The following is a 13458-nucleotide window of genomic DNA, read 5'->3' on the forward strand; positions in this document are numbered from 1 at the left end:
CCGGGCGGACCGGAATCTGTGCAGCGCTGCGCAGCGTCGTCGCGCGAGGAGGAACGGAGGGAGCGGAGCGCGTCGTCGAAGCCACGTCTCGAACCTACCGCCGAACACCGAACGGGCACACCACTCGGCGTCCGGTTCGCGTCATTGCATCCGGAACAGATGCAGAGCGGTTCCGGGGAGGGTGAGCACGGCGCCCGGCGCGAACAGCGGCTCGGTCGTGTCGGGACGGTCAGGCACGCTGGACCACAGTGACACGTAGCCGCTCACGCCCTCGATCGTGGGAAGCGTGACCTCGACCGGCCTCTCGGTGCCGTGCACGACCAGGAGGATCCGGTTCGGGTCCTCCTCTTCCGGCGTGGATGCCGCGTCATACTGCAGGGTCCGGTGAGCGGGATCGGTCCACCGCTCGATCGACATCGTCTCGCCGTTCTCGTCGTACCAGTCGATGACCGACGCGCTGGGGACGACGTGAGCGTCGCGGGCGAAACGGCGCGGTCGCAGGGCGGGGTTGTCGCGGCGCAGCTGAATGAGACGGCGGACGTGGGCCTGCAGGTCCTCCTGCCAGGGTGCGTGCTCCCAGTTGACCCACGTGAGAGGAGAGTCGTGGCAGTAGGCGTTGTTGTTCCCTCGCTGGGTCCGGCCGGCCTCGTCTCCCGCCGTCATCATCGGCACGCCGGCCGACAGCAGCAGCGTTCCCATGAGGTTGCGCATGGCCTTGCGGCGCGTCGCGAGGATCGTGTCGTCGTCGGTGCGGCCTTCGGCGCCGTGGTTGAAGGACCGGTTGGTGTCGGCCCCGTCACGGTTCTGCTCGCCGTTGCCGAGGTTGTGCTTGACGTCGTAGGAGACGAGGTCGCGCAGCGTGAACCCGTCGTGCGCCGTGACGAAGTTGATGCTCGCGAGCGGCCCGCGTTCCGCGGTGAAGGTGTTCGATGAGCCGGCGAGCCGCGTCGCGAACCCTCCGATGCCGACGGGGGATGTCGACGCGCGGCGGGCGTAGTCGATGTCGCTCAGCCAGAAGTTGCGGACGCGGTCGCGGTAGCGGTCGTTCCATTCGGCCCAGCCGCTCCCGAAGTTACCCGTCTGCCAGCCGCCCATACCGACGTCCCATGGCTCGGCGATCATCTTCAGATCCGCGAGCGCCGGGTCCTCGACGATGGCCCGCAGCAGCGGGTGATGGGGATCGAAGGCGTTGTCACTCCCACGACCGAGGGTCACGGCCAGGTCGAAGCGGAAACCGTCGATCTGCACGTTGTCGGCCCAGTACCGCAGGGAGTCCAGCACCAGACGCGCGGCGGCGTCGGTCGCCGTGTTGACGGCGTTTCCGCAGCCTGTGACGTCGATGTACGCGCCGTCGTCTTCCTGTCGGTAGTAGCCCCGGTTGTCGATGCCGCGGAAGCTGGATCTCGGTCCGCCCAGACCGAGCTCGGACGTGTGGTTGTACACCACGTCGAGGATGACCTCGATGCCCGCCGCATGGAGGTCGCGCACCATGGTCTTCACCTCCCGCAGCACGGCATCCGGGCCGGCGGCGACGGCCTCCGCCGTCGCGTACGGGGCGTGTGCGCTGAAGAAGTTGAGAGTGTTGTAGCCCCAGTAGTTCGTCAGTCCCTGATGCAGAAGACGGGGCTCCGTCTCGAACGCGTGGATCGGCAGGAGTTCGACGGCCGTCACGCCGAGATCCCGCAGGTGCGCGATCATCGCCGGATGGCCGAGTCCCGCGTAAGTGCCGTGCAATGCCGGCGGGATGTCCGGGTGCCGCTTGGTGAGACCCTTCACGTGCGCCTCGTAGATGACGGTGCGGTCCATCGGCGTGTGTGGGCGCGGCACGTCGTTCCAGTCGAATGCGTCATCGACGACGGCCGCGCGCCACTGGCCGATGCGCACGGGCACGAGTCCTCGCGCATAGGGGTCGAGGAGCAGGCTCTCCGGGTTGAAGGTCTGCCCGGGACCGGACGGTCCTGTCACGCGAAGCGCGTAGCACGCCCCTACGCGCAGATCCGGTGTCGTCACCTGCCAGACATCGCCTCCCGCGGGGGCCAACGGGATGGTCGCGATGATCCAGTCGAGATCATCCGCGTCGAAGACGACGAGATCGATGCCGGTCGCATCCTCCGACCACACGCGCAGAGTCCCGCCTTCGGCGCCGAGGGTGACGCCGAGCCGGTCGAAGGCGGGTCCGAGGAAGGGAGCGGGCGTGGCAGGGTGGGCTTCGGCGACACGGGACGGCTTCGGGCTGGCCATGCGCTCTAGAGTAGTGACGCGGTGAGTCCGCGTCGTCACGAGGGCGGGAGCGTCATGTCGATCTACCTCGATCATGCGGCGTCGACGCCCCTGCGTGACAGCGCCCGCGTCGCATGGATGGCGGCGGCGACGCTGACGGGCAATGCGTCCTCGGTGCACGGTGCCGGACAGGCCGCACGACGACTGCTGGAGGAGTCGCGCGAGCGCATCGCCGCCGTGCTCGGCTGCGACCCGATCGAGGTGGTGCTCACCTCCGGTGGGACCGAAGGCATCAACCTGGCGCTGAAGGGTCTGTGGTGGAGCAAGCCCGATGATCGAGACGCCGTCGTCCTGCCCGACGGCGAGCACCATGCGAGCGTGGACACCGTGGATTGGCTGCGCCTGCGGGGCGCCCGCGTGCGCGCGGTCGCTCTCGATTCAGTCGGGCACATTCCTCTCGACCGATTCCGAACGGCGCTGAGCGCCCCCGACCCCGCGGCCCTGGCGACCGCGCTGGTCGCCAACAACGAGGTGGGTACGGTCCAGGATGCCGCTCAGCTGGCGGCATCCGCCGCGGCCGCCGACGTGCCGCTGCACCTCGACGCCGTCGCCGCGATGGGTCACCTGCCGGTGTCCTTCTCCACGTGGCGCGGCGATGCCCCACCGGGCGCCGGTCTGGTGGCCCTCAGCATCTCGGGGCACAAGGTCGGTGCTCCCGTCGGAACGGGCGCCGTCGTCGTCTCACGCCATGCCCGTATCGCAGCGCTGCTGCACGGCGGAGGCCAGCAACGCGGACTGCGCTCGGGCACGCCGGACATCGCCGGAGCCGCGGCGCTCGCCGTCGCCCTCGAAGACGCCGAGACCGAACGCGTCAGCGAACAGACACGGCTGGCGGCGCTGGGAGATCGGCTGCTGTCCGGCATCCGGGCCGCGATCCCGCAGGCCGAGTTACTGGGCGATGCCCGAGATCGCCTGGCAGGCAATGTGCACGTCCATCTGCCGGGCGCGATGGGGGAGACGTTGCTGTTCCTTCTCGATCAGGAAGGGATCTCGGTCTCGACCGGGTCTGCGTGCCAGGCCGGTGTCGCTGAACCCTCGCACGTCGTCCTCGCTCTGGGGCGCGACGAGGCCGTCGCGCGCTCGGTGCTGCGGATTACCCTCGGCCGCACCACCGCGCCGAGTGATGTCGATGCTCTGATCGCGGCGCTTCCGCTGGCCTATGCCCGGGCGACCAGTGCCGCCCGGCCGCGCGGACTCGGAGCCGCGGGCGTGCAGCCCTCGTAGACTGGAGCGATGCGTATCCTGGCGGCCATGAGCGGCGGCGTCGATTCCGCCGTGGCCGCTGCACGCGCCGTGGATGCCGGTCACGACGTCGTCGGCGTCCATCTCGCCCTCTCGCGTGCCGGTGGCACCCTGCGAACGGGAAGCCGCGGCTGCTGCACGATCGAAGACGCGATGGATGCGCGCCGGGCGGCCGATCGGCTCGGCATCCCCTTCTACGTCTGGGATTTCTCCGAGCGGTTCCGCGACGACGTCATCGACGATTTCATCGCCGAGTATCGCGCGGGTCGGACGCCGAACCCGTGCATGCGCTGCAACGAGAAGATCAAGTTCGCAGCTCTGCTCGAGCGTGCGCTCGAGCTCGGCTTCGACGCGGTGTGCACCGGTCACTACGCGATGATCGTCGATACACCCGACGGACGCGAACTGCACCGGGCGAGCGACGAGGCCAAGGATCAGTCCTACGTCTTGGGGGTGCTGACGGCCTCACAGCTGGCCCACACCTACTTTCCGCTGGGGTCGACGCCCTCCAAGGCCCTCGTCCGTGCCGAAGCAGCAGAGCGCGGCCTGACGGTCGCCCAGAAGCCCGACAGCCACGACATCTGCTTCATCCCCGACGGCGATACCCGCGGGTGGCTTGCCGAAAAGGTCGGCACCGCGCACGGCGACATCATCCACCGTGACGGCGCGGTCGTGGGAAGCCACGACGGCGCGCACGGGTACACGGTCGGACAGCGTCGCGGTCTGCAGCTGGGCGTTCCCGCGTCCGATGGCAAGCCGCGCTTCGTCCTCGAGGTCCGTCCCGTCTCGAACACGGTCGTCGTCGGCCCGAAGGAAGCGCTGGCCACGGCGGAGATCGCCGGCTCCCGTCATAGCTGGGCCGGCCGAGCCCCGGCGGATGCCGAGTTCTTCTGCCAGGTGCAGATCCGCGCCCACGCCGACCCCGTGAGGGCGTCGGCCGTGGTCCGCGACGGCATCGTCACGGTGCGCCCAGATGCCCCCTTCGACGGCGTCGCGCCGGGTCAGACCGCGGTGCTCTACGACGGCACGCGGGTGATCGGGCAATTCACGGTCGACCGCACGGTCTCGGCCGTCCCCATCGCGGGTTGAGCTCGACCCCCGTCAGCGTGCGACCGCCGGCACCGGGCCACGCGCGGCGCGCAAGGAGCAGGGCGATGTCGGCCGCCCCACCTACACTGGCCGGGTGACGGATGATGAAGTCTCCCTTCCGACGAACCTCGACGACGCCCGCCTCGACGCGGAGCGATTGACCGACCTCATCCTCGGCGCCCGCGACGCGTACTACGGGCGCGACGCCGAGATCGTCGACGACGCGACCTACGACGGGTGGATGCGGCGGCTCGAAGCAGTGGAGCGCGCCTTCCCCGAGGTGCAGGGACAGGATTCGCCGACGCAGTCGGTGGGCGCGGCGCAGAGCTCGATGTTCGCGCCCGTCGAACACGCCGAGCGCATGCTCAGCCTCGACAACGTCTTCAGCGCGGACGAGCTGCGAGACTGGTGCACGAAGACATCGGCTGCCGCGGGACGACACGTCCGTTGGCTGCTGGAGCTGAAGATCGACGGCCTGGCCATCAATCTCCGCTACGAGCACGGCGTTCTCGTGTCGGCCGCCACCCGCGGCGACGGACGAGTGGGCGAGGACGTCACCGTCAATGCGCTCCAGGTCGCGGGCATTCCTGCACGACTCGCGGGTGAAGGGCATCCTCCGATCGTGGAGGTGCGCGGCGAGGTCTACATCCCCGTCGCGGCCTTCGACGAACTCAACGCTCTCCAGGCCCGGTTGCGCGAGCGTGTCATCACGGACGGTCGTGAGCGCGGAGGCGACGAGGAGAAGCTCACCCGAAGCGCCGCCCGCCGATTCCCGGCATTCGCGAACCCGCGAAACGCGGCCAGCGGCGGGCTTCGCCAGCAACTCGACAAGAAAAGCGGCATGGAGCTCGAAGCCGGACGCGCCCGGCTCGCATCGCTGCGGCTGCTCGTCCATGGGATCGGGGCGTGGCCGGAGCCGCCCGTGTCCTCGCAGAGCGAGGTCTACGCACTGCTCGCGACGTGGGGGCTGCCGACGAGCACGTCTTTCCGCACCGCGGACGACATCGACGGCGTGGCGGCGTTCGTCGCGTACTACGGCGAGCATCGCCACGACGTCGAGCACGAGATCGACGGCGTCGTGGTCAAGGTCGATGAGCTGGCGTTGCACGGCGAGCTGGGCGCGACCAGTCGTGCCCCGCGATGGGCCATCGCGTACAAGTACCCGCCGGAACAGGTCAACACGAAGTTGCTGGACATCGTCGTCTCGGTCGGCCGCACCGGCCGGGCGACACCCTTCGCCGTGATGGCTCCCGCCCGCGTCGCGGGCTCGGTCGTCCGGCAGGCGACGCTTCACAACCAGGACGTCGTCGTGTCCAAGGGAGTTCTCATCGGTGACACCGTCGTGCTGCGCAAAGCCGGCGATGTCATTCCCGAGGTGCTCGGTCCCGTGGTCGAGCTGCGCGACGGCACGGAGCGGGCATTCGTCATGCCGACCCGGTGCCCGGAATGCGGCTCGACGCTGGCACCCGCGAAAGACGGCGACATCGACCTGCGCTGCCCCAACACGCGCGCCTGTCCCGCCCAGGTTCGGGGCCGCGTCGAGCACATCGGCTCCCGTGGCGCCCTCGACATCGAAGCCCTCGGTGAGGTCACCGCAGCGGCCTTGACGCAGCCGTCGGTGCCCGCCGTGCCTCCGCTGATCACCGAGGCCGGTCTGTTCGACCTCACACTCGAACAGCTCGTCCCGATCGAGGTGATCGTCCGCGACAGCGAAACGGGGGAGGCCAAACTCGATGACGACAGCGGCGAACCGATCACCCGCGCGCCCTTCCGTCGCCAGCCCTCGTCGGCGGAGAAGAAGGAGGGACTCACAGGTCCCCAGCCGTCGGCCCAGGCGCTCACCCTTCTCGAGGAACTCGAGAAGGCCAAGACGAAGGACCTGTGGCGGTTTCTGGTCGCGTTGAACATCCGCCACGTCGGCCCGGTCGCCGCGCGGGCACTCGCGCAGTGGTTCGGTTCGCTGGACGCGATCCGCGCGGCCGAGCGCGACGCTCTCGCCGACGTCGACGGCGTCGGCGGCATCATCGCGGACTCGCTCCTGGAATGGTTCGCCGTCGACTGGCATCAGGAGATCGTGGAACGCTGGGCGGCGGCGGGCGCGGTCTTGGAGATTCCAGGTCACCCCGGCCCGGGAGCTGCCGTCGCCGCCGGCGGCGTGCTCGAGGGTGTCACGGTCGTTGCGACCGGCACGCTGGAGGGCTACACCCGAGAGGGCGCACAGGAGGCGATCATTGCCGCTGGCGGGAAAGCAGCCTCTTCCGTGTCGAAGAAGACCGACTTCGTCGCCGCAGGCCCGGGCGCGGGCTCGAAACTCGCCAAGGCGGAGGAGCTCGGCATCCGCATCATCGATGCCGCGCAGTTTCGCATCCTCGTCGAGCAGGGGCCCGCCGCGCTCGGGGCACTCGATCCCGACGCGGGCTGATCGGTTCAGTCTCCTCCGGGATGCGTGAGCTCGAGCAAGGACTCACGCACCTGGCGACGCAGCACCTTTCCGATCAGCGACTTCGGCAGCTCGTCGACGATGAAGATCCGGCGGGGGACCTTGTAGGGCGTGAGGATGCTGCGGGCGTAGTCCCGGATGGAGTCCGTGTCGACGTCGGCTCCGGACCCGTCGAGCACCACGGCGGCGACGACCTCTTCGCCCGAATGCTCGCTTGGCAGGCCCACGACAGCGGCATCCACCACGCGCGGGTGCTGCCTCAGTGCGTTCTCGACTTCGGTGGGCGCCACATTGAACCCGCCGGTGATGATGAGCTCCTTGATGCGATCCACGATGCGCACGAACCCCTCGTCGTCGATCTGGACGATGTCGCCGGTGCGGAACCACCCGTCCACGAAGACCTCCTCGGTGGCTTCCGGCTTGCCGTAGTAGCCCTGGAAGACCTGCGGGCCCCGCACGATCAGCTCGCCCCGCTCACCGGAGGGCATGTCCACGGTGGGATCGTCCGGATCGACCACGCGACACTCGGTGCCGGGGAGGGGGAGTCCGACCGTTCCCGCCTTGCGATTGTCGGCGACCGGGTTCGCCATGAGAACCGGCGAGCACTCGGACAGCCCGTAGCCCTCGACGAGGTAGCCACCAGTTGCCTGCTCGAACGGCACGACGAGATCATGCGGCAACGCCATCGCTCCGGAAATGGCGACCTCCGTGCCGGCCAAAGAGACGCCCTCGGCGCGCGCCGCGGCGAGCAGTCGATCGGCGATCGGCGGCACCAGCGGCAAGAACGTCGCCGGGTGCTTCTTCGTCACTTCGAGGACCATCGCGGGTTCGAAGCGGGGAAACAGCACCAGACGGGCACCCATCGACATCGCGAAAGTGAGGCACAGGGTCAGCCCGTAGGCGTGGAACATCGGCAGCACCGCGTACACGACGCATCCCTTGCCGCGCTGGATCGACGGGACCCACGCCTGAGCCTGCCGAGCGTTGGCCAGAAGGTTGCGGTGGGTGAGCACCGCGCCTTTCGGCGTTCCCGTCGTTCCGCTCGTGTACTGGATGATGGCGACGTCGTCGGTGACCGGACCGGGGAAGGATGCCGCCAGTGCTTCGCTGCGTGCCAGGTGTTCCCAGGGCACGGCGTGCGACACGCGCGTGGTGAGCGCGTCGCGCGACTGACGGGCTTTCGCGACGGGAAGCCGCAGCGCGAGACGCAGCGAGAGCGGCATGGCGGTCGTGATGTCGACGCTGACCAGCGTGGTGACGGCGAGATCGGCGGGGAACGCCTGCACGGTGGCGGCGACCTTGCTCCAGACGATGGCCGTGCGCGCCCCGTGGTCTTCGAACTGCTTGCGCAGCTCCCGTGGAGTGTAGAGCGGATTGTGCTCCACCGCGATGGCGCCGAGGCGCAGAATCGCGTAGAAGGCGATGATGTGCTGGGGACAGTTGGGCAGTACGATCGCGACCGTGTCGCCTTTGCCGACGCCACGCTCTCGGAGACCCGCCGCCACGCGATCGATCGCCTCGACGAGGTCGCGGTACGAGGTCGTGCGACCGAAGAACTGCAGCGCGGGCGCATCCGGGTAGTCACGCGCCGACGCCGTGACGATGTCCAGGAGCGAGCCGGTGACCGGTTCGAGATCATCGGGGACTCCGGCGGCGTAGCTGGCGATCCACGGGCGGGGCGGGTCGTACGGGGCAGCGGCACTCACGCGGGCCAGCCTATCGGCCGTGAGAAGCGGGCCGAAGGGGGCCGACTAGAATCGACGGGTGTCTGAAATCACCCCTGAACTCGTTCGCCATCTCGGCGTTCTGGCCCGGATTCAGCTCGACGAGCACGAGGTGCAACGCCTGACGGGGCAGCTCTCGGTGATCGTCGACAACATCGCGAAGGTGTCCGAGGTGGCAACGCCCGACGTCCCCGCGACGAGCCATCCCCTCCCGCTCGAGAACGTCTTCCGTCCCGACGTCGTCGGCCAGATGCTGACGGTGGAGCAGGTGCTGCAGAACGCGCCGGACGCCGCCGACGGGCGCTTCCGTGTCACGGCGATTCTGGGGGAGGAGCAGTGACCGATCTCACACGGCTGAACGCCGCAGACCTGGCCGCACGACTGGCCTCCGGTGACGTGTCCAGCGTCGAAGCGACGCAGGCCCACCTCGACCGGATCGCCGCCGTCGACGGCGATGTGCACGCCTTCCTGCACGTGAGCGACCACGCCCTCGAGGTTGCCGCCGGCATCGATCGCCGCCGCGCCGCCGGTGAAGCCCTGGGCGAGCTCGCCGGAGTTCCCCTCGCGATCAAGGACGTGCTCGTCACGACCGACATGCCCTCTACGAGCGGCTCGAAGATCCTGGAGGGATTCCTGTCGCCCTACGACGCCACCGTCGTCGCGCGTTCGCGCGCCGCCGGCTTGGTGCCCCTGGGAAAGACGAACATGGATGAGTTCGCCATGGGATCGTCGACGGAGCACTCGGCGTACGGTCCCACCCACAACCCGTGGGACCTCGATCGCATCCCCGGAGGCTCCGGGGGCGGATCGGCGGCCGCCGTCGCCGCCTTCGAGGCTCCGCTGGCTCTCGGCTCGGACACGGGCGGGTCGATCCGCCAGCCGGCGCACGTCACGGGAACCGTCGGCATGAAGCCGACCTACGGCGGGGTGAGCCGGTTCGGCGCCATCGCGCTGGCGTCCTCACTCGACCAGGTCGGTCCGGTCTCGCGCACCGTGCTCGACTCGGCGCTCCTGCACGACGTCATCGGCGGCCACGACCCGCACGACGCGACGTCGCTGACCGACAACTGGCCCTCCTTTGCGGCGGCCGCACGCGAAGGCGCCGCCGGCGCCGGTCTTGCAGGGCTGAAGGTCGGCGTGATTCGCGAGCTGCCCGACAGCGGCTTCCAGGCCGGCGTGTCGGCATCGTTCCGCGCGGCGCTGGCGCTCCTCGAAGCGCAGGGCGCGGAGATCGTTGAGGTCAGCGCCCCGCACTTCGAGTACGGCGTCGCCGCGTATTACCTGATCCTTCCCGCGGAGGCGTCGAGCAACCTCGCCAAATTCGACTCCGTCCGTTTCGGCCTGCGAGTCGACGTCCCGGGCGGCACGGTCGAAGACGTCATGGCTGCCACTCGAGACGCCGGCTTCGGCGAGGAGGTGAAGCGTCGCATCATTCTCGGCACCTACGCGCTGTCGGCCGGATACTACGACGCCTACTACGGCAGCGCCCAGAAGGTGCGTACGCTCATCCAGCGCGACTTCGACGCGGCGTTCGCTCAGGTCGATGTCATCGCGACGCCGTCGGCTCCCACCACTGCGTTCAAGCTCGGCGAGAAGATCGATGACCCGCTGCAGATGTACCTCAACGATGTCACCACGATTCCGGTGAACCTGGCCGGCGTCCCCGGCATCTCGATTCCGTCGGGTCTGGCAGAGGAGGACGGGCTGCCCGTCGGCATCCAGTTCATCGCGCCGGCGCGGGAGGACGCCCGTCTGTACCGGGTCGGCGCCGCTGCCGAGGCATTGCTCGTCGATTCGTGGGGTGGTCCTCTGCTGGACCGTGCCCCGCTTCTGGGAGGGAACCGCTGATGGCCACGGCCGCACTGATGGACTTCGACGAGGCACTGAAGCTCTACGAGCCCGTGCTCGGCTTCGAGGTGCACGTCGAACTCAACACCGAGACGAAGATGTTCTCGCCCGCGGGAAATCCGGCGCACGCTTCGAACCACGATGCCGCCCCCAACACCCTCGTGGCGCCTGTCGATATGGGCCTTCCGGGGTCGCTGCCGGTGGTCAACGAGACGGCGGTGCGGTTCTCGATCAGCCTCGGGCTCGCCCTCGGATGCCAGATCGCGCCATCGAGCCGCTTCGCGCGCAAGAACTACTTCTACCCCGACCTCGGCAAGAACTACCAGATCTCGCAGTACGACGAGCCCATCGCCTTCGAGGGCCAGATCGAGGTGGAACTGACCGACGGGACGGTCTTCGAGGTGCCCATCGAGCGGGCGCATATGGAGGAGGATGCCGGCAAGCTCACGCACGTCGGCGGCTCCACCGGCCGCATTCAGGGCGCGGAGTACTCGCTCGTGGATTACAACCGCGCCGGCGTCCCGCTCGTGGAGATCGTGACCAAGCCGATCTTCGGCGCGGAACACCGTGCACCCGAGCTGGCCGCCGCGTACGTGCGGGCGATTCGCGACGTGGTGCTCTCGCTCGGCATCTCTGAGGCCCGCATGGAACGCGGAAACCTCCGCTGCGATGCGAACGTGTCCCTGCGCCCGCGCGGGCAGGAGAAGCTCGGCACGCGCACCGAGACGAAGAACGTCAACTCGATGCGCTCGGTCGAACGCGCCGTGCGTTACGAGATTCAGCGTCAAGCGGCGATCCTCGCCGCGGGCGGGACGATCACGCAGGAGACGCGGCACTGGCACGAAGACACCGGGACGACCTCTCCGGGGCGTCCGAAGTCGGATGCCGACGACTACCGGTACTTCCCGGAGCCCGACCTCCTGCCCGTCGCACCGTCCTCCGCGCTGGTCGAGTCGTTGCGTGCTGCTCTTCCGGAGCCGCCCGCCGCGCGTCGGCGACGTCTGAAGGCCGAGTGGGGCTTCGCCGACATCGATTTCCAGGGAATCGTGAACGCGGGCCTGCTCGCCGAGGTGGACGCGACCGTCGCAGCGGGCGCTGCGCCTGCGGCCGCGCGCAAGTGGTGGATGAGCGAGATCTCTCGCATCGCCAACGCTCAGGGAGTCGAAGCTTCATCGCTCGTCACCCCCGCATCGGTGGCCGCGCTGCAGCAGCTCGTGGACGCCGGCACGCTCACCGACAAGCTGGCGCGTCAGGTGCTCGAGGGCGTCATCGCCGGCGAAGGCACGCCGCAGCAGGTCGTCGACGCACGCGGTCTTGCGGTCGTCTCAGACGACGGCGCGCTGATCGCCGCGATCGACGATGCTCTCGCCGCGCAGCCCGACGTGCTGGAGAAGATCCGCGACGGCAAGGTGCAGGCCGCCGGTGCCGTCATCGGCGCCGTCATGAAAGCGATGAAGGGTCAGGCCGACGCCGCACGCGTCCGCGAGCTCGTTCTGGAGCGCGCGGCGCAGTAGTCGCACACGCTGCCTTCTCGGTGGCGCCGCGATGTCGGCGGCGTCACCGAGAATGGACTCATGGGACGGGGTGACGGGTCGGGGCGGGTCGTCTCGCCGCCCGGCGCCGACGACACCGGCACGCGGATTCTTCACGTGGACATGGACGCCTTCTATGCGTCGGTCGAGGTCCTCCACGATCCCTCCCTGGCCGGCAAGCCGCTGATCGTCGGCGGTATGGAGGGACGCGGTGTGGTCTCCAGCGCCTCCTACGAGGCTCGTCGATTCGGCGTGCGGTCGGCAATGGGCGTCGCACAAGCTCTTCGGTTGTGTCCGCAGGCCGTCGTGGTCACTCCGCACTTCGAGCGGTATGCGAGCCTGTCACGTCAGGTGATGGCGATCTTCCACGACATCACCCCCCTCGTGGAGCCGCTCTCGATCGATGAGGCGTTCCTCGACGTGTCCGGCGCACGGCGGCTCTGGGGAACTCCGGGGGAGATCGCCCGGATGCTCCGGGCCCGCGTGACAGCGGAGACGGGACTGATCTGCAGCGTCGGGGTGGCGGCCACGAAGCATGTGGCGAAGATCGCCTCCACGCGCTCGAAGCCCGACGGGCTGCTCATCGTCAGCGAACCCGACACCGCCGCCTTCCTCGCCGCGCTGCCCGTCTCGGCGCTGTGGGGGGTGGGGCCGAAGGCCGCGGAGACGCTGGAGGGTCGCGGCATCCGGCTCGTCTCCGACATCCTCGCCTCGCCGCGGGCCGTCCTGGATCGCGCACTCGGACCCGCCGGCGGGGAGCGCATCTGGCAACTCGCGCACGGCATCGACCCCCGAGCCGTCGAGACGGAACGCACGGAGAAGAGCATCGGGCATGAGGAGACCTTCCTCACCGACGTCGCCGACCCGGCAGTCCTGCGCAGCGAGCTTCGCCGGCTCTCCGATCGCGTCGCGGCGCGTCTCCGCGACGGAGGCTGGCGAGCCGGAACCGTCGCGTTGAAGCTGCGCTATGCCGACTTCACCACGCTTTCGCGCTCGCTGTCGCTGGCAGAGCCGTCGGACGTCGGCCAGCGGATCGGCGACGTCGCCATCGGCTTGTTCGACGCGCTGGAGCTGAGCCAGCCGGTGCGCCTGATCGGCGTGCGCGCAGAGAAGCTGCGCGGCGGTGACGGTGGATCCGTGCCGCTCTGGGATGAGGATGCCGAGTGGCGACGGGTCGACGCCGCCTTGGACGACGCGCGTGAGCGTTTCGGCGGGGGAGCGGTCACCCGGGCGAGCGTCCTCGGCCCGCGCCGTGATGTGAATGCTCTGCCGACGAATCCGCGGCTCCCTCGCACCGAGTGAG

General features: G+C 69.2%; 9 protein-coding genes. 7 read left to right on the forward strand and 2 right to left on the reverse strand.

Going from position 1 to position 13458, the window contains the following annotated elements:
- Positions 1-141 precede the first annotated feature (141 nt).
- Positions 142-2241, reverse strand: a complete 2100-nt coding sequence (gene glgX, locus ACT53O_RS06390) for a glycogen debranching protein GlgX (protein WP_476151605.1) — start codon at positions 2239-2241, stop codon at positions 142-144.
- 54 nt (positions 2242-2295) lie between these two features.
- Here glgX and ACT53O_RS06395 point away from each other — a divergent pair, with 54 nt between their 5' ends.
- The 3 genes from ACT53O_RS06395 (at position 2296) to ligA (ending at position 7033) form a co-directional block, all read left to right on the forward strand.
- Positions 2296-3504, forward strand: a complete 1209-nt coding sequence (locus ACT53O_RS06395) for a cysteine desulfurase family protein (RefSeq protein WP_295774766.1) — start codon at positions 2296-2298, stop codon at positions 3502-3504.
- 9 nt (positions 3505-3513) lie between these two features.
- Entirely contained in the window at positions 3514-4611 is a 1098-nt protein-coding gene (mnmA, locus tag ACT53O_RS06400) for a tRNA 2-thiouridine(34) synthase MnmA (RefSeq protein ID WP_476151606.1), read from the forward strand.
- A gap of 94 nt (positions 4612-4705) precedes the next feature.
- Positions 4706-7033: an NAD-dependent DNA ligase LigA gene (gene ligA, locus ACT53O_RS06405; protein ID WP_476151607.1), complete on the forward strand. Its 2328-nt coding sequence runs from the start codon at positions 4706-4708 to the stop codon at positions 7031-7033.
- Positions 7034-7038: 5 nt separating this feature from the next.
- On the opposite strand, the gene ACT53O_RS06410 is transcribed toward ligA, so the two are convergent.
- A complete protein-coding gene (locus ACT53O_RS06410) occupies positions 7039-8757 on the reverse strand; it encodes a long-chain-fatty-acid--CoA ligase (protein WP_476151608.1) in 1719 nt (572 codons plus the stop codon).
- A gap of 58 nt (positions 8758-8815) precedes the next feature.
- Between ACT53O_RS06410 and gatC the strand changes: the two genes are divergently transcribed.
- The 4 genes from gatC to dinB are packed head-to-tail and all read left to right on the forward strand — an operon-like array spanning position 8816 to position 13457.
- Positions 8816-9115 carry an Asp-tRNA(Asn)/Glu-tRNA(Gln) amidotransferase subunit GatC gene (gene gatC / locus ACT53O_RS06415; RefSeq protein WP_036285370.1) on the forward strand — a complete coding sequence of 100 codons (300 nt, stop codon included), beginning with the start codon at positions 8816-8818 and terminating at the stop codon, positions 9113-9115.
- Entirely contained in the window at positions 9112-10623 is a 1512-nt protein-coding gene (gene gatA, locus ACT53O_RS06420) for an Asp-tRNA(Asn)/Glu-tRNA(Gln) amidotransferase subunit GatA (RefSeq protein ID WP_476151609.1), read from the forward strand. The genes gatC and gatA overlap by 4 nt, the downstream gene beginning before the upstream one ends.
- A complete protein-coding gene (gene gatB / locus ACT53O_RS06425) occupies positions 10623-12137 on the forward strand; it encodes an Asp-tRNA(Asn)/Glu-tRNA(Gln) amidotransferase subunit GatB (RefSeq protein WP_036316685.1) in 1515 nt (504 codons plus the stop codon). Before gatA ends, gatB begins: the two co-directional genes overlap by 1 nt.
- Before the next feature lie 60 nt (positions 12138-12197).
- A complete protein-coding gene (dinB, locus tag ACT53O_RS06430) occupies positions 12198-13457 on the forward strand; it encodes a DNA polymerase IV (protein WP_295816899.1) in 1260 nt (419 codons plus the stop codon).
- Position 13458: the final 1 nt, after the last annotated feature.

The sequence above is a fragment of the Microbacterium sp. DMC48 genome, assembly GCF_056313825.1.